Consider the following 18,595-nt stretch of genomic DNA (forward strand, 5'->3'; position numbering starts at 1 on the left):
GGCAGTCAGTTCGGCCTGGGTCGGCAGCTTTTCGTGGACCAGCAGATAGGCGATCTCTTCGAATTCGCACGCGCTCGCGATGTCGAGAATGTCGTAGCCGCGATAATGCAGGTCGTTGCCGGTCTTGCCAACGGTGCACAGCGCCGTGTTGCCCGCGGTCACGCCGGACAGCGCCACGGATTTCTTCGGTTTGAACGCGCCTGTGTTCGGCGTACTGTTGTCTGCTTCACTCATCAGTTGTCTCCAGAAGGCATGGTGGGGCTTTATGACTGGCACCCTTAAACGCAAAGAACGGGCCAGCCGTGATACCACGCGCTAAGTGCCTGATTTAAAGGAACACAGCCGCCACGCCACAGCCACGACCCATTTCACAAATGAAATCGCCATTTCAGTTTGGGAACGGGTGCGCGCATAATAGACAGACCCTCCAAGCCTGCCGCGAGCCACCCCGTGAGCACACCGCTTTTCGAACCGTCCCCGCGCCCCCGCATCTGGGCGCTCAGCATCAGCCGCCTGCGCGATCTGTTCTTCGACATCGCCGGCGAATACGTCGAACGCGCGGACCTGCGCATCGTCTCGCACGGTTTCGAAGACGCCGTACGGGAAATAGAAAGCGCGGGTGCGGGCCGTCCCGATGTCGTGATCGCGGGCGGCTCAAACGGTGCGTATCTGAAAACGCGCGTGTCGGTGCCGGTCGTGCGGATCAACCCGACCGGCTTCGACGTGATGCACGCGCTCGCGCGGGCGCGACGCGACGGCGCGCGGGTCGCGCTCGTCACGCACGGCGAGACGCCCGACGAAATACGGCGCTTCACGGCCGCCTACGCGCTCGACATCACGTTCGCGTCGTATCAATCCGTGCAGGACGCGGAGAGCGTCGTGCTCGACCTGAGCGATCGCGGCATCGACGTCGTGGTCGGCCCCGGCCTCGTCACCGATCTCGCCGCGAACGCCGGGATGGGCGCGGTGTTTCTCTATTCGCGCGCGTCGGTGCGCGCCGGCTTCGACACCGCGCTCGAAGTCGCGCAGGCCACCCGCCGCGAAACCGTGCGCCGTCAACGGCTCGACAACCTGCTGCAACATCTGCGCGATGGCGTCGTCGCGCTCGATGCCCAAGGCCGTGTCGAAGTGATGAATCAGCGTCTTGCCGGCGTGCTCGGCATCGACGCGGCGAAAGCCGCGGGCCGCGTACTGCTCGACCTTGCGCCCGATCTCGCCGGCAGTCTGCCCGACGCGGAAGGCGACAGTTTCTGCACGGTGCGCGGCGCGAGCTATGTCGTGCATCGCGGGCCGCTCGCCAGCACGAGCGCGGCGGCAGGCGCCGTGCTGACGTTTCAGGAATCGCGTGCGGTCGAGCGGCTCGACCGAACGTTGCGCGCGCGGCAGCGCGTGCAGCAGTTCACCGCGCGTTACCGGCTCGACGACATCGTCGGCGCGTCGGAATCGATTGAGCGGGTGCGCTCGCTCGTGCGGCGCTATGCGAGGTCGGACGCGACCGTGCTGATTCTCGGCGAGAGCGGCACCGGCAAGGAGATGGTCGCGCAGAGCATGCATCAGTTGAGCGCGCGGCGTGACTTCGCTTTCGTCGCGATCAATTGCGGCGCGTTTCCCGAGGCATTGCTGGAGAGCGAGCTGTTCGGCTACGAAGAAGGGGCGTTCACCGGCGCGCGCAAGGGCGGCAAAGCGGGGCTCATCGAAGTCGCGCATCGCGGCACGCTGTTTCTCGATGAAATCGGCGAAATGCCGCTGTCGTTGCAGAGCCGCCTGTTGCGTGTGCTGCAGGAGCGCGAGGTCGTGCGGCTCGGCTCGACGGAGCCGACGCGCGTCGATATCCGCGTCGTCGCGGCGACGCACCGCGCGCTGACCGAGGGCGTCGAAACGGGCAGTTTTCGCGCCGATCTCTACTACCGGCTCAACATTTTGAGCATCGCGCTGCCGCCGCTGCGCGAGCGGCCGAACGATCTGCTGCCGCTCGCCGCCGAATTGCTGCGCCAGGCCGCGGCGCGTGAACCGAGGCTCGCGGCGCGCGTGCCCGACGTGGTGACGGCGGAGCGTGTGCTTGCCGGTCTCGGTGGATCGTTGCGGCGTCATGCGTGGCCGGGCAACGTGCGTGAATTGCAGAACGTGATCGAACGGATCGCGGTCGAACTCGCGGACGCGGACATCGGCACGCAGACGGACACGAGCGCGGGTGCGCAAGCCGACAGCGCCTTCGTCGTCACCCGCGAGATGCTGCGCACCATCGCGCCTGAAATCGCCGAAGCCCACGCGCGCCCGGCGAGAGCCGCTGCGCTCACGTTGCGCGAACGCAGCCGTCATGTGGAAGCCGATCAGATCCGCGCCGCGCTCGCGGCCCACGACGGCGATCGCGACGCGGTCTGCGACGCGCTCGGCATCAGCAAGACGACGCTGTGGCGCAAGCTGAATGCGGCGGCCCGCTAGCACACGTGCTGCTACTCGGAATCCCACCCCGCTTCGCGCTGCGGGATCGCTGCGACGTAGCGCAGCGCACGTCCCACATCGAGCGCAACACGATGCCGCGACCGGCCAGCGCCCGTTGCACCGCGACTTCGCCGTGATTGATCGACAGCGGCGCGGTCACTTTGATCGATGCCGCTTCGCCGTGCACCGTCAGTCGCCACAGACCGAACGGATGGCCGTGCTCCTCGATCGCGAGACACGCGTGCGCCGACCGCTCTGCAAGCTGCCGCGGCGCCCCATGCCGCGCAAGCTAATCGGGCGACGCGCACAGCACGCGGTGATTCGATGCGAGCCGCCGCGCGATCAGATGCGGCGCGTGGACCGGTGCAGGAGGCGCGTGCCGAGCGCAGTCTCGAGCACGCTGATCCGCTTGCTGACGTACGCCGCAGACACCGACAGCGCCTTCGCCGCCGCGCTGAAACTGGTTTACGCGCGACTTCGCAAAACACGTGCAAATCCGCGAGATCGGGTGACGGGACGGCGTTCATAGCAGATTGGCGGGCAATGCGTTGGTACACGAATCGTGCACAGCGGCTCAACTAAAACCGCCGATCCAGAAGGAAATGACAGGAATAGAATAAGCGCCGTCGAATCGTCAAACGCCCTGATCGAAGTCCCCAAGGAGGAGCACAACATGTCGAAGAAATATCGGATTGCCGTCATACCCGGCGACGGCATCGGCGTCGAAGTCATGCCGGAAGCCATTCGCGCGCTGGACGCGGTGCAACAGCGCTTCGGCATTGAGTTCGAGTACCAGCACATCGAATGGGCGAGCTGCGACTACTACGCGAAGCACGGCAAGATGATGCCAGACGACTGGAAGACCCAACTGCAATCAGCCGATGCGATTCTGTTCGGCGCGGTGGGCTGGCCGGACACCGTGCCCGATCACATCTCGCTGTGGGGATCGCTGCTGAAGTTCCGGCGCGAATTCGACCAGTACATCAACCTGCGCCCGGCGCGCCTGTTTGCGGGCGTGCCGTCGCCGCTCGCCGGCCGCAAGGCGGGCGACATCGATTTCTGGATCGTGCGCGAGAATACCGAAGGCGAGTATTCGTCGGTGGGCGGCGTGATGTTCGAGGGCACCGAGCGCGAATTCGTGCTGCAGGAATCGGTGTTCACGCGGCACGGCAGCGAGCGCGTGCTGAAGTTCGCCTTCGATCTCGCACAGCGCCGCGAGCGCAAGCAGATCACGGTCGCCACCAAGAGCAACGGCATCGCGATCAGCATGCCGTGGTGGGACAAATGCGCGGCCGGCATCGCGGCGCAGTATCCGGACGTCAAGTGGGACAAGCAGCATATCGACATACTGTGCGCGCGCTTCGTGCTCAATCCCGACCGCTTCGACGTGGTGGTGGCGACCAATCTGTTCGGCGACATCCTGTCCGACCTCGGTCCGGCGTGTACCGGCACGATCGGCCTCGCGCCGTCGGGCAACCTGAACCCGGACCGCAAATTCCCGTCGCTGTTCGAACCGGTGCACGGCTCGGCGCCCGATATCGCCGGCAAGAACATCGCCAATCCCATCGCGATGATCTGGTCGGCCGCGATGATGCTCGACTTCCTCGGCCAGTCGAGCGGCAAGGAACGCGAAGCGCACGACGCGATGCTTGCGGCGATCGAAGCGACGCTGATCGAAGGCCCCCGTACCGGCGACCTCGGCGGCAAAGCGAACACGACGGAAGTGGGCGAGGCGATCGCGGCGAAACTGGGCTGAAGCGGTCAGCCTGCTTCATGGCAGTTAACGTTCAGCAATGAAGTTTTGACAATCCTCACGGGCGCCGATTGAAGCACTCAAAGCGGCGGCCTCCCCGTTCTCTCCTCTGCCCCGGCGCACTGCGCGTGCGCCGGGGCATGCACGATCTCCGCGCCGCCCGGGCCGGTTCCGCGAGCCGATGTGCGCCCGCAACATCTCGGGTAATCCCGCCTTGACCCGCGGTTGCCGGATACTTACAGTGCGTGTTCGCAGAAAGAATCGCTGTTCTATATACGAACACGCCACCCAATCAATCATGCCACCGCCACGGCAATCGCCGATTACGGCTTCCGGACCGCCTTGCCGTCGTCACGCAAACGGTTTGCTGCGGCGGGGGCATCGTGCATCGCTTCCAAACGGCGTACGATCGTGAAAGAAAGGAAAGGCTCGTGTTCCGCGAGCCTTTTGACAATCGGGAGACCATCATGAGCCGCAGCACTGCTGTGAACGTTCAGACATTCATCAATGAACACCCCTTCTCGCCGTTCCAGTGGCTGGTATTTTTCATGTGCTTCGTCATCGTCCTGCTGGACGGTTTTGACACGGCCGCCATCGGCTTCATCGCGCCTTCGCTGATCGGCGAATGGGGCATCGCCAAGCCGGCGCTCGCGCCGGTGCTGAGCGCCGCGCTGTTCGGCCTCGCGTGCGGCGCGCTCGGTTCGGGCCCGCTATCCGACCGCCTCGGGCGGCGCGTGATGCTGCTGAGTTCCGTGCTGCTGTTCGGCGTCGCGTGCCTAGGCTCGGCCTTTTCGAACAACATCGAACAACTGACCGCGCTGCGCTTCGTCACGGGCGTCGGCCTCGGCGCGGCCATGCCGAACGCCGTGACGATGATGGGCGAGTTCTGCCCGGACCGCCGCCGCGCGACCGTGATCAACCTGATGTTCTGCGGCTTTCCGCTCGGCGCCGCGTTCGGCGGTTTTCTCGCCGCGTGGATGATCCCGCATTTCGGCTGGCGCAGCGTGCTGCTGCTCGGTGGCATCACGCCGCTGCTGCTGCTGATCCTGCTGGTGAGCAAGATGCCGGAGTCGGTCCGCTACATGGTGGCGAACAACAAGCCCGTCGAGCGGATTCGCGCGGCGCTCTCGCGCATTTCGGGCGACGCGGTGCAGGCGAGCGCCTTCACGATGACCGAAAGCGCGCCGCAAACCGGCAGCAAGGGTCTGGGCGTGGTGCTGTCGCGCTCTTACATCATCGGCTCGGTGATGCTGTGGGTGGCCTACTTCATGGGCCTCGTGATCTTCTACGCGTCGATCAACTGGATGCCGATCCTGCTCAAGGACGCCGGACTCACGCCGCAACGCGCGACGCTGATTTCCGCGCTGTTCCCGCTCGGCGGCGTCGGCGCGGTGGTGTGCGGCGTGCTGATGGACCGCTTCAACGCGAACCGGATCATCGCGGCCTGCTATGCACTGACTGCGGTGAGCGTGTATTTCATCGGCCAGGCGGCCGGCAACGTGGGCGCGCTGGTGTTCATCGTGTTCGTCGCGGGCGTGCTGATGAATACCGCCCAATCGTCGATGCCGGCGCTCGCCGCCGCGTTCTATCCGACCGAAGGCCGCGGCACGGGTGTCGCGTGGATGCTCGGGGTGGGCCGCTTCGGCGGGATCGCGGGTTCGTTCCTCGTGGCCGAACTGGCGCGCCGCCATTTCACCTTCGGCGGCATCTTCGCGACGATCGCGGTGGCGGGCCTGCTGTCGTGCGTGGCGCTACTGATCAAACAGGCGGCGCGGCCGCATGTGGCGACGACGAATACGTCGAAGGCGGAGTCGTTCGGGCATTGAACAACGCGCGCGGCAAGGGCGCGCCTGCTGCATCCGCTGTTTCTCGAAGCCGCCCGCCTGGGCGGCTTTTTCATTTCCACCGCGTGACAGCAAGAAGGCCGGAGGGTAAAAAAGCGTGCCTCGCTACTTCCCGATAAACTACGCGGCTGTTTACCCGTGCGGCCGCCGCGCTGGCCGATGCCATCATCGCCGCGGCACCGCTCATCTCAAGTCAGGATTCCGGTAATGAAACGCGTAGTCGTCTCCGCGCTGCTGGCGATGTGCCTCGCGCAACCGGCCGCACAGGCCGTTGCACAAACCGTCAACGATCAATGTTTTGCGCTCGGCGATATCGCCGGCCAGGTCGCCTCGTGGCGTGCGCACAAGAAGACCAAGGCCCAGGCGCTCGACCAGGCGGCCAGATACTACAAGGACCCGGCCGACTTGCAGGCGGTCGACGCGATCATCGAAAAGATTTTCAGCCCGGGCACGCCGCGCATGACGCCCGATCAGGCCAGCATGGCCTTCACGTCGGAGTGTCTGAAGAAGAACGGGCAGGCACCCGCCCAGTGATGCCTGCCAGCGGCGCACGGGGCGGTGTTATGTAGCACGGCCCGCGCGCCAGACGCTAACCGGCGCTCAGGCCGGTGCGGACGCTAGCGGCGGCGAAACGCATCCAGCGACGGCAACGCGTTGCCGTGAAAATCGAACAACGTGTTGTTGTCCCACTGATCGCCCGCACCGTTCTGCCAGCCGACGTTCGGCGTCGGAATCCATTCGGGCTCCCACCAGAACACGCCTTTGCCGCGGCCGCCGGGGATTGCCTTGACGACGTCCGTTACCGCGCCGAGAAACTGCGCCTGGCCCGCCGGGGTCTGCGCAAAGGCCGAGGTGCCGACGTTGGTCATCGAATTGGGCTCGGAATCGCCGTCGCTGGTAGTCCACGGATACGCAGTCTCGACCGCCATCACGTCCTTGTCGTAGCGCGCCGCCAGATCGTTCGCGTTGTTCTGCAGGTCGCTCAGCGAGCCTTGCCACTGCGGATAGTACGACAGGCCGATCACATCGAACGTCACGCCGCGCTGCGTCGCGCTGTCGAACCACCAGCGGCTCTTCGCGTTGTCGCCACCGCTGTCGATATGCAGCATGACCCTGGTGCGCGGATCGACGGATTTGACCGCGTCATGCCCCGCCTTCAACAGCAGCGCGAGGTTGTCCAGCTGGTCGTACTTGCCGAGCGGCCACAGCATGCCGCCGGTGATTTCATTGCCGATCTGCACCCACTCCGGATGCACGCCGTCGCGCTTGAGCATCTTCAGCACGTTCGACGTGTACTCGGAGAGCAGCGCGCACGTCTGCGTGATGTCCTTGCCTTCCCACTCGTGCGGCGGATACTGCTTGCCCGGATCGGCCCACCAGTCGCTGTAGTGGAAGTCGATCAGCACGCGCAGACCGAGCGCGGCCGCGCGGCGCGCCAGCACGCGCACGTGCTCGGCATTGTTGTAACCGGCGGCGGGACTCTGATTGGCCGGAAAATAGTTCGGATTGCCAGGATCGTTCCACACCTTGATGCGAATCGAGTCGACACCATGGCTCTTCAGAATCCGCAAACAATCGAGCCGCTCGCCATGCTCGTAAAACTTGGCGCCGTTCGCTTCCAGTTCGAGCAGCGTCGAGACGTCCGCGCCCATCGCAAAGCGGGCGCCGTGCGCGGCGGATTCACGCTCTGCCGCGACGGCCGGCATCCCCACCGTCGTGCCGACACCCGCCGCGGCCGCTGATGCCAGCCATCCCAGCATTTCTCTTCGGTTCATTCGTCATCCTCCATCTATTGAATGGCGGCTCTTCTCGAGGCCGCCTGGTCCGGTGTGATGCGCCTGTGTTTCAACCTCCGGTCTTGCTACTTCTCCGACGACTCCCTCCGCCCATCGAATCCGGTCCGAACGGCCCGCCAGGTCAGGCGTCTTTCCATACGCAGATATCGCCGGTATTCAGGCGCGGCGCGCCGAGCACGAACGTCGCGTGGGACGGCGCCGGCACCTGCACCGGCTGCTCGCCGAAATTGAATGCGAAGGTCAGGCCGCCGCGCCGGCGCATGCGCAAGCCGTCGGCCAGCAGCTGCGTCGCGATGCCCGCGTCCTGCGCAGCCTGCTGCAACACCGCGCGATGCAGCGCATGCGACAGCCAGGCCGCCACATAGCGAACCTTGCCGTGCGTGAGGAGCGCCGGCCACGCGTCGTCGAATTGCGCGGCGACGCGCGTTTCGGTATGGGCCCGCACATGCTCGCGCCAATACACGGCGGTGCCCTGCGTACCGTCGATCGACAGCGCGGGCGTGAGCGTGGGTCGCAGCGACTCGACTTCGAGCACCTGCATCGGCAACACGCGTTGCAATGCGCCGGGCGGCAGGTTGCCAGGAATCGCGAACGCGTCCGTCTTCGAGCCGCTGCGCGGGCCGAAGACCCATTGCGCGCTGCTGCGTTCGATCTGCTGCACGAGCAGGTCGTCGATCACGGCGATACTCGGCACGACCACGAGGCGATACGCCGACAGGTCCGCACGGCTCGACACGACATCCACGTCGAGCCCCAGTTCGCGCAGCGCTTCGTAGTAGTCGAACACCAGCGTCTGATAATCGAAGGTCTTGCCATGACGCTGAATCTCGAACATCCATTGCGTCTCGTAGTCGAAGACGATCGCCACGGGCGCGCGCGCGGGTGCGCCGAGTGTCGAGAGCGCCGTGGACTCCGCGATTTCGCGCGCCGCCTGCCGTACTTCGAGGCCGCCCGGCGACAGTTCGTTGTTCGGCAGGTTGAGCCCGGAGTGCATTTGCTCCTGCGCATACGGACACTGACGCCAGCGGAAGTACGACACCAGTTCCGCGCCGTGCGCGAACGCCTCGTACGCCCACAGCCGGACCATGCCCTTCGCGGGCACCGGATTCCACGGCGCCCAGTTGACCGGCCCCGCCTGCTGCTCCATTACCCAGAAGCGTCCCTTGCCGATCGCGCGATAACGGTCGTGGTCGAACGCGGACACGTCGGGATGCGCGGTGCGCGCGAAACGCGCCTTCTGCTCCTCCGGCAGCGCGATCGACTCGGTACGCGCGATCGGATAGCTGTCCCAGGCGGCGACGTCGAGCGCGTTATCTTCGGAGAAACGATAGTGGTCGAAGGTCGTGAAGAAGCCCATGAAGTTGTGCAGCAGATCCGCCGTCGGCGCATGCTCGCGCAGCACCTCGACCTGCTCGCGATGGAAGCTCGCCACTTCGTCGGACATGAAGCGGCGAAAGTCGAGCAGGTGGATCGGGTTGGCGTCGGTCGGCGTCAGGTTCGGCAGGCCGATCGCGTCGAACGACGGGTACTCCATGCTCCAGAACACGTTGCCCCACACATCGTTGAGCGATGCGATCGTTTCATAGCGCTGCTGCAACCATGTCTGGAAGCGCCCGAGCGCCGCAGGCGAGTAACTCGGCACGGTCTCGTGACAGCCGAGTTCGTTATCGGTCTGCCACGCGACGATCGACGGGTGCCGCCCATAACGCTGCGCCATGGCGGCCACGATGCGCACGCATTCGCGCCGGTACGTCTCGCTCGAAATATCGTAGTGACGGCGCGAGCCGAAATTCCAGCGGGTGCCGTCGGCACGCACCGGCAACACGTCCGGATGCGCGTCGATCAGCCATTTCGGCGGCGACGCGCTCGGCGTGCCGAGCACGAGTTTCAGCCCGGCGGCAGCGAGCGTTTCGATCGCCTCGTCGAGCCATTGCCATGCGAAAACGCCCGCGCGCGGCTCCATCCGGCTCCACGCGAATTCAGCGATCCGCACGTGCGTAATGCCGAGTTCGACCATACGCTTTGCATCGTCGGCCCACATCGCGCGCGGCCATTGTTCCGGGTAATAACAGACACCAAGTTGCATGAGAGAAGTTTCGTTATGAGTTGACGAGTAGACGGGTTGACGTCGCGGGCAGGTGCTCAGCCTTTGCTTGCACCGAAAGTCAGACCGGCGACGAAGTGCCGTTGCATCGCGAAGAACATCAGCACGGAAGGCAGCGCTGCGAGCACCGAGCCTGCCGCGACCAGGTTCCATGCGGTCGTCCATTGCCCCTTGAGCGCGGCGACGCCCACGGTGATCGGCGCGGCCTCGTCGCCTTGCGTGAGACACAGCGCCCAGAAATAGTCGTTCCAGACGAACGTGAACACGAGGATGCCGAGCGCGGCGAGCGCGGGACGGATCAGCGGCAGCACGATACGCAGATAAATGGTCCATTCGCTCGCCCCTTCCACGCGCGCCGCCTCGATCATCTCGAACGGCAACTGCTTGATGAAGTTGCGCAGAAACAGCGTGCAGAATCCGGTCTGAAACGACACGTGGAAAATCACCAGCGCCCACACGGTATTGAACAGGCCGAATTTCAGCGCCATGTCGCGCACCGGAATCATCAAGATCTGGATCGGCACGAAGTTGCCGGCGACGAAGGCGAACAGCACCGCCGTATTGCCGGGAAAGCGATAAGTAGCCAACGCGAAACCCGCCATCGACGCCAGCACGATCGCACCGAGCACCGACGGCACCGTGATCAGCACGCTGTTGGCGAAGTAATGCAGCATCGGCGTTTGCGTGAGCGCCGCGCCGTAATTTTCGAGCAGCGCGAAATGCTTCGGCCAGGTCCAGTAATCGCCTTGTGCGAGCTCGTCCGACGAACGGATCGACGTGACGAGCACGGCCAGCATCGGCAGCAGCCAGAGCAGCAAGGCCAGCGGCAACGACGCCTTATAAAGCGTGCGATTGATTGGTTTCCAGCGTTCGACGGGAAGCGGATACATGACACGTAACTCCTGGCAAGCGGCAAAAAAGGCACGCGGCGAATCAGCGTTCTTCGCGCAACATGCGGCGAAGATGGAACACGATATAGACCAGCATGATCGCGAACAGCACGACGGCAATGGCCGCGGAATAGCCTTCGCGGTAGTACTTGATCGCCTGGTCGTACATGTAATAAGCGAGCACGGTGGAGCTGTCGAACGGACCGCCGCCGCTCATCACCGCGATCAGGTCGAAGCTGCGCAGCGCGCCGATCACGGTCAGCACGACCGCCATGAAAGTGGCCGGGCGCAACTGCGGCAGGATCACGTGCCACAGCAGACGCAGGTCCTTCGCGCCTTCCATGCGCGCCGCTTCGACCACTTCGGGATTGATGCCCGTCAGGCCGGTGAGATACAGCACCATGCAGAACGGCGTTTGCGGCCACAGCGCGGCGAAGATGATGCCGAACGTCACCGTGCGCGGATCGCCGAGCACGGGTATGCCGTGCCCTACGATCAAACGCAGCAAGCCGAAGCCGGGGTCGTAGAACCAGCTGAACACCAGTCCGACCACCACGCCCGACAGCACGAAGGGGGCGAAGAACAGCGACTTCACGACACGCATGCCGCGCACGTGCTGGTTCAGATACAACGCGAACATCAGACCCAGCGGCGGCGCGAGCAGGAACAGCGCGAGCCAGATGAGGTTGTTCTTGAGCGCCGTATAAAACGTGTCGGACTGGAACAGTTCGACGTAATTGCCGAGCCCCACGAAGGTCTTCGGCGTCATGCCGTCCCAGTTGTAAAAGCTGAGCGAGATGCTGCTGATGATCGGGTAGACCACGCACAGACAAAACAGCAGACATCCCGGCAACAGGAAGAAAAACGCGGCGCGGTGCTGATGACGGCGCGTCGTCGAGACGTGACGACGCCGGGCCGCCGGTAAGCGGCTCGCTGCGGTATGAGACATGGATCGAGCCTCGTCGGAAATCGAAGGCGGGCGCCGGCGGCTGTTACGCGCCGGCGCTGCGGGACTTACTTCTGGTAGATGCGCTTCCTGGTCGCTTCGAGGCGCGCGAGCACGGCGTCGAGTTGCGACGGATCGCTGTAGAACTGCTGCATGGCCTTCATGCCTTCGTCGGCCATTTCCTTCTGCATGTCGCGGTCGTAGAACTGCGCGATCCCGCCCTTGGTGTTCGCGAGCGTCTGGAAGCCGACCTTCGAGATCGCGTCCTCAGGCTCGGCGGCCTCGCTGTTCGACGGCAGTTGACCCCAGCCCTTCGCCAGTTCGGCGTTGATCTGCGGCTGCTCCATGAACGCGAGCAGCTTGCGCGCGTCGGCCTTGTTCTTCGCCTTGGCGGGAATCAGCAGCACGTTCACCGGGCCGTCCTCAGCCATCGGCACATTGGCGTCGATCACCGGGAAGCGGAAGAAGCCGATTTGCGGTTTGATCGACGGCGGCAGGCCCGCCGAGAAGAACGTGCCCATCAGCATCATCGACGCCTTGCCGCTCGCGAGGAACGGCGCGATCGAATCGAGATCGTACGAGAGCGCGTTGTCGATGAAGTAGTGATCGTCGATCAGCGTCTTCCACGTCGCGTAGACCTTCTTCACGCGCGGGTCGGTATACGGAATCTCGCCTGCCATCAGCTTCTGATGGAACTCGTTGCCGTTGATACGCAGATTCAGGTAGTCGAACCATGCGGCGAGCGTCCAGCTATCACGCGCGGCCACCGCGATCGGCGCGACCCCGATCGCCATCAGCTTCCTGTTCGCCTCGAGAAATTCGTCCCACGTTTTCGGCTCGCCCTTGATGCCGGCCTTCTCGAACAGATCCTTGCGATAGAAGAAGCCGTACGCGTCGTAGCCGAGCGGCGCGGCGTACTGCTTGCCCTTGTACGTGGACGCTTCCTTGACCGACGCATACTGTTGCGACCAGCCATTCTTGCTCCAGTCCGACGACAGGTCTTCGAGCAGGCCCCGTTGCGCGTAATAGGCCATCCGTTCACCGTCGTGCCACGACACGACATCAGGCGGATCGGTGGCGAGCCAGCCGCCCATCTGCACCTTGTACGCTTCCTCGGTGATGTAGGTCACCTTGAGATCGACGTCGGGGTTGGCTTTCTTGAACTTGTCGAACGCCTCCTGCCACGTGGAGCGCTGGTTGCCGCGCGCCGATACGTTGATGTTGAGCGTGGCGGCGTCGGCCGTGACGCTGGCTAACGCGCCGGCCACCAGGGCGGCGGCAATCGACACCTGGGCAAGACGGCGAAGGCGAAGAGCAATCATCTTGTGTCTCCTTGACTACCTTGTTGACTGACAGCGGATGGCTGTCAGCGAAGTAACCCGCTCTGTGGCGGAATTCGGCTGGGTGAACCCGGCGGATTCATCGGGTTTCGGTATCCTGACTACCTGTGTTCAGGCAGCGATGCGCTCGGGCTCGAACGTGCTACGCCGCAATGCGATTCCTTGCGCGTCGAACACATGGCACGCCGACGGCGGCACATGAATGCGGATACGCTCGCCCGAGCCGATCGGCGTATCGCCGGCCGCCTTTGCGATCAGCGTGCCTGTAGCGTGGTCCGCGTGAATGTAGCTGTGCTCGCCGAGCCGTTCCGAGAGCACCGTCGCGCATTGAACGAACTGCTCGTCGCCGTCGAGCCGCAAATGCTCCGGCCGCACGCCGAGCGTGACCGGCTGGCCGCGTTGCAGACGCTGGCCGTCCACGTGCGCGATCAGCTTCTCGCCGCTTTGCGCGAGCGACACCGCCACGCTGCCCGGCTCGATCGCATCGACCGTCGCGTCGATGAAGTTCATGCGCGGCGAGCCGATGAACCCCGCCACGAAGCGCGACTTCGGATGGTGATACAGCTCGAGCGGCGCGCCGGTCTGGGCGATGCTGCCGAAGCGCTCGGCATCCGCGCCGGCGTGCAGCAGCACGATGCGATCGGCGAGCGTCATCGCTTCGACCTGATCGTGCGTCACGTAGACCACGCTCGCATTTGCAAAGCGCTGATGCAGACGCGCAATTTCGACCCGCGTCTGGCCGCGCAATGCGGCGTCGAGATTGGATAGCGGTTCGTCGAACAGAAAAACGCCCGGCTCGCGCACGATGGCCCGGCCGATCGCAACGCGCTGGCGCTGCCCGCCCGAGAGCGCTTTCGGATAACGCTCCAGCAAGCTGTCCAGTTGCAGAATGCGCGCGGCTTCGCGCACCTTTTTCTCGATCACGTCCTTCGGCTGCTTCGCGAGCTTCAGCCCGAACGCCATGTTGTCGAACACGGTCATGTGCGGGAACAGCGCGTAGCTCTGGAATACCATCGCGACGCCGCGCTGTGCGGAGGGCACGTCGTTCACGAGACGCTCGCCGATATGCAGCTCGCCTTCGCTCAGGTCTTCGAGACCGGCGATCATTCGCAGCAGGGTCGACTTGCCGCATCCCGAAGGGCCCAGGAAGACGCAGAACTCGTGCTGCGCGATCTCCAGATCGACGCGCCGGATCACCGGCGGATGGTCGCCGTATGATTTCTGCACGTCCGTCAAACGAATGCTCGCCATGCTGTCTCCGTCGGATTTAACCGCTTAAATTTCACAAAAAAATAAACGGCCAACGCTTGTGCTGTCGGCATTTAATCGCTTAAATTCGAATTCGAGAGGAAAAGTCATGGCGGGTGTCTCCGGTGTGTTTTCCAGAAACTTAGCAATGTCGCAGAATGCTTGCAACATCTGAATCGCATTCCCTAAATATGGGATAAAACGACCATGGTCACGCTGTCCGAAGTGGCGAAGCGAGCGCACGTCACGGCCGCCACCGTCTCCAACGTGCTGCGCAATCGCGAGAAGGTCCGGCCTGAAACGGCCGAGCGCGTGCTGAAGGCCATCGCCGATCTCGGCTACCGGCCCAACCTGAACGCGCGTGCCTTGGCGGAGGGCCGCTCGTCGACGCTCGCGCTGATGCTGTCGAACATCTCGAACCCGTTCTATCCGGAGTTCGTGCTGGCCGCCGAGCGCGCCGCGCGCAAGACCGGCCACTTCCTGATGGTCTGCAATACCGACGACGACGCCGAGATCGGCCGCGCGTATCTGAACCAGATCGCGGGCACGCTGGCCGATGGCGTGCTCGTGATGAACACCGACATCACGATCAACGATCTGTGCGCGTCCGCCACACACAGCGCGCCGATTCTGCTGGCGATGTGGGAACACCCGGAGTCGCCGCCCGCGCTGCCGTGCATCGCGGTGGACTTTGCGCATGCGGGCGAGCTGGCCGCGAAACATCTGCTCGAACTCGGCCATCGCGAGATCGGCCTGTTGATCGGCGACGGTTGCGGCGGCTTGCAGGATGCGCGCTCGAACGGTTTTCGCGCGGCGATGCGCGCGGCCGGCATCGAAGCGGATGCCGCCGCGGTGCTGCAGATCCGCGACTCGATCGATGCGGGCTACGCGGCCTGTATGCAGTTGATGTCGAACCGTCCGCACCTGACCGCGATTTTCGCGACCAACGACCTGCTCGCGATCGGCGCCGCGCAGGCGCTGATCACGCTCGGCCGCGCGGTGCCGGACGACGTGTCGGTGATCGGCATCACCGACATTCAACTCGCCCATCAGGTGCACCCTGCCCTGACCACGGTCGCGATCCAGACGGCGGCGGTCGCGGAGTTGTCGATAGACAGTCTGATTCGCCTGATTCAGGCGCCTGAGCAGCAGCCGTCGATGGTGCTCGCGCCGTTGCCGGAACTGGTGGTGCGTGCATCGACGGGACCCCGGCGGCCCAATTAGACTTTCTGCCGCACCGCCTCCTGATGCGCTTTCACGAACTCGGCCATGCTGTTGAAGCGGAAGTCGACCTTTGGCTGCGAGCCCGGGTTCATCGTCGCGCCAAAGCCCTGCTTCGCATGCCGGCGATAAATCCAGCACGACGCCAGTCCGAATTCGTTGGCGGGCTGGTGATCGTGAAACAGGCTCTCGGCCGTGTGCAAGATTTTGTCTTTGCCGATGCCCCGCTCGCCGAGTTTTTCCAGCATGTATTCGAAATTGCGCGGCGACGGCTTATATGACCCGACGTCTTCGGCGGTGATGATTGCGTCGAATTCGACCTGCAGTTTTGCGTTGCTGTAGGTGAAGCTCTCGTTGTCGACGTTCGACAGAATGACGAGCTTGTAGTGCTGCTTCAGGTAGTGCAGCGCCGCTGCCGAATCGTCGAACGCCGGCCAGTTGCGGATCGACTTGCCGTACGCAATACAGTCGGCGAGCGTGTAAGGCACGCGCCATTCCTCGGCGAGACGCTTGTAGACGATCGGCAGAAGTTCCTGATAACGCCGCGCGGGCGTGTACTTCTGCTGCGACGACTCATGCCGCGCGTGCGCTTCGAGCACCTGGTCGCGCGTGAGTCGGGGCTCGACGCGCTCCAGCAGCGGCCGCAAGCCTTCGAAGATGCCGGTCTCCCAGTCGATCAACGTCCCGTAGCAGTCGAAGGTCAGCGTATCGAAGTCGGTCAGTGGCATAGGGGTTCCTCATCGGATGAAGGGCTCGCGCTGCGCGTCGATCCTGTCCATCATGCGCTCATCGAGACACGCGATCCATCGCCATCCGCGTGACGATGTCGAAGGCCTTCTGGGTTGCGCCGACATCGGCCTTGCCCCGGCCGTGTATGTCGAACGCGGTGCCGTGCGCGGGCGTCGCGATTGGAACCGGCAGGCCGCCGTGCACGGTGACGCCGCGCCAGAAACCCATCAGCTTCATCGCGATCTGGCCTTGATCATGGTACATCGTGACCACGCCGTCGAACGCCTTCTGGTCGCGCGCCCGTACGAAGATCGTGTCGGCGGGGAACGGTCCCCGCGCGTCATAGCCGAGCTTGCGCGCCGCTTCGACTGCGGGCGCGATCACGTCGATCTCCTCGCGTCCGAATGCACCGTTGTCGCCATTGTGCGGATTGAAGCCGCACACCGCGATGCGTGGCGCCGGGTTGCCCGCGCGTTTGAGACCATCGTGAATCAACTGCACCGCGCCGACGATCCGTTGTTCCGACAGTTTTTCGCTGACATCCTTGAGTGCGATATGCGACGTGACGCGCGAAGTCCACAGTTCATCGAGCACGTTGAACTCGCAGAAGCTGCCCGTGTAGCCGAGTTGCCCGGCGAACCATTCCATTTCGTCGCCGGTTTTCATGCCGGCCATATGCAACGAGGTCTTGTTGACCGGCGCAAACAGCATGCCTTGCGTGACGTTGTTCTGCGTGAGCGCAAGCGCCTGCTTGAACGCTTCCAGACTGTAGCGGCCGCCGCGCTCGGTGGACACCGCGCGTTCATAAGGCAGATCGTCGGGCAAGCGGAAGTCGATCAGCGACGGCACGCCCGCGTGGCGGAACGCGGCGTCCGCGTGGCCGACGACCTCGTACTCGAAGCGCTGATCCGCGATCTGCATGCCGGTCTCCAGCTCGCGCCGGTCGCCGATAATCAGCAGCTCGGCGCGCGCACGGTTACCGGCCTGCGCGAGCAAACGCGCGATCAGTTCCGGACCGATGCCGGCGGGGTCGCCGAGCAGCACTGCAATGCGTGGTTTCATGTTGCTCATCCTGTTCCTTTTGTCGAGCTGGCAAGCCGCCTTACTCGATGATAGTGAAATCCGAAAGGTGCTTGTCGCTCAACGTGATGCCGAGGCCCGGCGTATCGTCGGAAAGCTGCAGGTAGCCTTTCTCCGGACGCGGCTCGCCATCGAAGATGTAGTAGAAGAGTTCGTTGCCAACTTCCACGTCGAACACCGGAAAGAACTCGGACATCGGACTCGCGGTGCTCGCCATCGTCAGGTGATAGTTGTGCATCTGCCCCGCATGCGGAATTACCGGCACCGACCACGCTTCGGCCATCGCATTGATCTTGCGCGCCGCCGTGATGCCGCCCACGCGGTTCGTGTCGTACTGGATCACGTCGACTGCGCGCCGTTCGAGCAGATCTTTGAAGCCGTAGCTGGTGAACTCATGCTCGCCGCCGGACACAGGAATGATGTTCATCTTCTTCAGTTCCTGATAGCCCTCGACGTCGTCGCCAATCACCGGTTCCTCGATCCAGCGCGGATTGAATTCGGCGAGACGCGGCAGCATGCGCCGCGCGTATTCGAGCGTCCAGCCCATGTAGCATTCGAGCATGATGTCGACCTCGTCGCCGACCAGCTCACGCAACAGCCGCACCTGTTCGATGTTTTTCGCCATACCCTTCGGGCCGTCTTTCGGACCATAGCCGAAGCGCATCTTCATTGCCGTAAAGCCGTCTTCGAGGTAGCCCTGCGCTTCGCCGAGAAACGCGTCGCGGTCGTCGTTGTTGTAGAGCTTCGACGCGTAGCACCAGATCTTCTCCTTGGTGCGCCCGCCGAGCAGCTTGAACACCGGCTTCTTCACCGCCTTGCCCATGATGTCCCACAGCGCGATGTCGACGGCGGAAATCGCCGCCATGCCGATGCCTTTGCGACCCCACGCGAGCGTGCGGCGATACATCTTCTGCCAGATGTACTCGTTGTCGAACGGGTCCTCGCCGATCGCGATCGGCGCGAGATATTCGTCGATGATCTGCTTGGCGACGCGCGGCGCGAGCGCGCAATTGCCGATGCCGACCGTGCCGTCGTCGCATTCGATCTCCACCACCAGCCAGCCGTGGAAGCGGAACGAGCCCATCGCATCGCCACGTTCGTAGAGAATGTCCACCGCGTTGGTGCAGAAATGCGCCTGCGGCGGCACGACCTTGCCTTTCCATTCGAAGACGCGCGTGCGGATATGCTTGATTTTCATGTCG

The 18,595-nt window shown here is 64.0% G+C and carries 15 protein-coding genes and 1 pseudogene; 5 read left to right on the forward strand and 11 right to left on the reverse strand.

Annotation, left to right across the window (positions count from 1 at the left end; genetic code table 11):
- The coding region (locus HV770_RS32700; protein ID WP_281366263.1) for a citrate/2-methylcitrate synthase at positions 1–234 on the reverse strand (234 nt) is incomplete at its 3' end.
- A gap of 216 nt (positions 235–450) precedes the next feature.
- Between HV770_RS32700 and prpR the strand changes: the two genes are divergently transcribed.
- A complete protein-coding gene (gene prpR, locus HV770_RS32705; protein ID WP_175165631.1) occupies positions 451–2,442 on the forward strand; it encodes a propionate catabolism operon regulatory protein PrpR in 1,992 nt (663 codons plus the stop codon).
- 70 nt (positions 2,443–2,512) lie between these two features.
- Here prpR and HV770_RS32710 read toward each other — a convergent pair.
- A pseudogene (locus HV770_RS32710) lies at positions 2,513–2,969 on the reverse strand (LysR family transcriptional regulator); the annotation flags it as partial.
- 146 nt (positions 2,970–3,115) lie between these two features.
- Between HV770_RS32710 and HV770_RS32715 the strand changes: the two are divergent.
- The 3 genes from HV770_RS32715 (at position 3,116) to HV770_RS32725 (ending at position 6,573) form a co-directional block, all read left to right on the forward strand.
- Complete coding sequence (locus tag HV770_RS32715) at positions 3,116–4,198, forward strand: tartrate dehydrogenase (protein ID WP_175165632.1); 1,083 nt, start codon at positions 3,116–3,118, stop codon at positions 4,196–4,198.
- A gap of 464 nt (positions 4,199–4,662) precedes the next feature.
- Positions 4,663–6,021, forward strand: a complete 1,359-nt coding sequence (locus HV770_RS32720; RefSeq protein ID WP_175165633.1) for an MFS transporter — start codon at positions 4,663–4,665, stop codon at positions 6,019–6,021.
- Positions 6,022–6,246: 225 nt separating this feature from the next.
- On the forward strand, positions 6,247–6,573 hold the full coding sequence (locus HV770_RS32725) for a hypothetical protein (protein WP_175165634.1): 327 nt from the start codon (positions 6,247–6,249) through the stop codon (positions 6,571–6,573).
- Between the two features lie 83 nt (positions 6,574–6,656).
- Here the strand turns inward: HV770_RS32725 and HV770_RS32730 are convergent, their stop codons facing one another.
- The 6 genes from HV770_RS32730 to HV770_RS32755 form a co-directional block, all read right to left on the reverse strand.
- Positions 6,657–7,814: a glycoside hydrolase family 53 protein gene (locus HV770_RS32730; RefSeq protein WP_175165635.1), complete on the reverse strand. Its 1,158-nt coding sequence runs from the start codon at positions 7,812–7,814 to the stop codon at positions 6,657–6,659.
- Positions 7,815–7,956: 142 nt separating this feature from the next.
- Entirely contained in the window at positions 7,957–9,921 is a 1,965-nt protein-coding gene (locus HV770_RS32735) for a beta-galactosidase (RefSeq protein ID WP_175165636.1), read from the reverse strand.
- 56 nt (positions 9,922–9,977) lie between these two features.
- Positions 9,978–10,829 carry a carbohydrate ABC transporter permease gene (locus tag HV770_RS32740; RefSeq protein ID WP_121320857.1) on the reverse strand — a complete coding sequence of 284 codons (852 nt, stop codon included), beginning with the start codon at positions 10,827–10,829 and terminating at the stop codon, positions 9,978–9,980.
- A gap of 43 nt (positions 10,830–10,872) precedes the next feature.
- Positions 10,873–11,778, reverse strand: a complete 906-nt coding sequence (locus HV770_RS32745) for a carbohydrate ABC transporter permease (RefSeq protein WP_175165637.1) — start codon at positions 11,776–11,778, stop codon at positions 10,873–10,875.
- 65 nt (positions 11,779–11,843) lie between these two features.
- A complete protein-coding gene (locus HV770_RS32750) occupies positions 11,844–13,097 on the reverse strand; it encodes an ABC transporter substrate-binding protein (RefSeq protein WP_175165638.1) in 1,254 nt (417 codons plus the stop codon).
- A gap of 129 nt (positions 13,098–13,226) precedes the next feature.
- Positions 13,227–14,366, reverse strand: coding sequence for an ABC transporter ATP-binding protein (locus HV770_RS32755; RefSeq protein ID WP_175165639.1), 1,140 nt, complete (start codon positions 14,364–14,366; stop codon positions 13,227–13,229).
- Between the two features lie 204 nt (positions 14,367–14,570).
- Between HV770_RS32755 and HV770_RS32760 the strand changes: the two genes are divergently transcribed.
- A complete protein-coding gene (locus tag HV770_RS32760; RefSeq protein WP_175165640.1) occupies positions 14,571–15,587 on the forward strand; it encodes a LacI family DNA-binding transcriptional regulator in 1,017 nt (338 codons plus the stop codon).
- Here HV770_RS32760 and HV770_RS32765 read toward each other — a convergent pair.
- From HV770_RS32765 to HV770_RS32775, 3 genes are read right to left on the reverse strand one after another with little or no spacing between them, the layout of a single operon-like run.
- The gene (locus tag HV770_RS32765) at positions 15,584–16,312 is read right to left on the reverse strand and encodes a haloacid dehalogenase type II (protein ID WP_175165641.1); all 729 of its coding nucleotides are present in this window, start codon (positions 16,310–16,312) and stop codon (positions 15,584–15,586) included. The two genes, HV770_RS32760 and HV770_RS32765, sit on opposite strands and share 4 nt — an antisense overlap.
- Positions 16,313–16,370: 58 nt before the next feature.
- Positions 16,371–17,375, reverse strand: coding sequence for a 4-hydroxythreonine-4-phosphate dehydrogenase PdxA (locus HV770_RS32770; protein ID WP_175165642.1), 1,005 nt, complete (start codon positions 17,373–17,375; stop codon positions 16,371–16,373).
- Positions 17,376–17,415: 40 nt separating this feature from the next.
- On the reverse strand, positions 17,416–18,591 hold the full coding sequence (locus HV770_RS32775; protein ID WP_175165643.1) for an L-rhamnonate dehydratase: 1,176 nt from the start codon (positions 18,589–18,591) through the stop codon (positions 17,416–17,418).
- Positions 18,592–18,595: the final 4 nt, after the last annotated feature.

It is taken from the genome of Paraburkholderia fynbosensis, from assembly GCF_902859935.1.
Taxonomy (GTDB): domain Bacteria; phylum Pseudomonadota; class Gammaproteobacteria; order Burkholderiales; family Burkholderiaceae; genus Paraburkholderia; species Paraburkholderia fynbosensis.

Bases quoted from the DNA above. Each gene is read 5' to 3' on its own strand.
- HV770_RS32715 (WP_175165632.1), top strand. From the start codon at position 3,116: ATGTCGAAGAAATATCGGATTGCCGTCATACCCGGCGACGGCATCGGC.
- HV770_RS32720 (WP_175165633.1), top strand. From the start codon at position 4,663: ATGAGCCGCAGCACTGCTGTGAACGTTCAGACATTCATCAATGAACAC.
- HV770_RS32725 (WP_175165634.1), top strand. From the start codon at position 6,247: ATGAAACGCGTAGTCGTCTCCGCGCTGCTGGCGATGTGCCTCGCGCAA.
- HV770_RS32730 (WP_175165635.1), bottom strand. From the start codon at position 7,814: ATGAACCGAAGAGAAATGCTGGGATGGCTGGCATCAGCGGCCGCGGCG.
- HV770_RS32735 (WP_175165636.1), bottom strand. From the start codon at position 9,921: ATGCAACTTGGTGTCTGTTATTACCCGGAACAATGGCCGCGCGCGATG.
- HV770_RS32740 (WP_121320857.1), bottom strand. From the start codon at position 10,829: ATGTATCCGCTTCCCGTCGAACGCTGGAAACCAATCAATCGCACGCTT.
- HV770_RS32745 (WP_175165637.1), bottom strand. From the start codon at position 11,778: ATGTCTCATACCGCAGCGAGCCGCTTACCGGCGGCCCGGCGTCGTCAC.
- HV770_RS32750 (WP_175165638.1), bottom strand. From the start codon at position 13,097: ATGATTGCTCTTCGCCTTCGCCGTCTTGCCCAGGTGTCGATTGCCGCC.
- HV770_RS32755 (WP_175165639.1), bottom strand. From the start codon at position 14,366: ATGGCGAGCATTCGTTTGACGGACGTGCAGAAATCATACGGCGACCAT.
- HV770_RS32760 (WP_175165640.1), top strand. From the start codon at position 14,571: ATGGTCACGCTGTCCGAAGTGGCGAAGCGAGCGCACGTCACGGCCGCC.
- HV770_RS32765 (WP_175165641.1), bottom strand. From the start codon at position 16,312: ATGCCACTGACCGACTTCGATACGCTGACCTTCGACTGCTACGGGACG.
- HV770_RS32770 (WP_175165642.1), bottom strand. From the start codon at position 17,375: ATGAAACCACGCATTGCAGTGCTGCTCGGCGACCCCGCCGGCATCGGT.
- HV770_RS32775 (WP_175165643.1), bottom strand. From the start codon at position 18,591: ATGAAAATCAAGCATATCCGCACGCGCGTCTTCGAATGGAAAGGCAAG.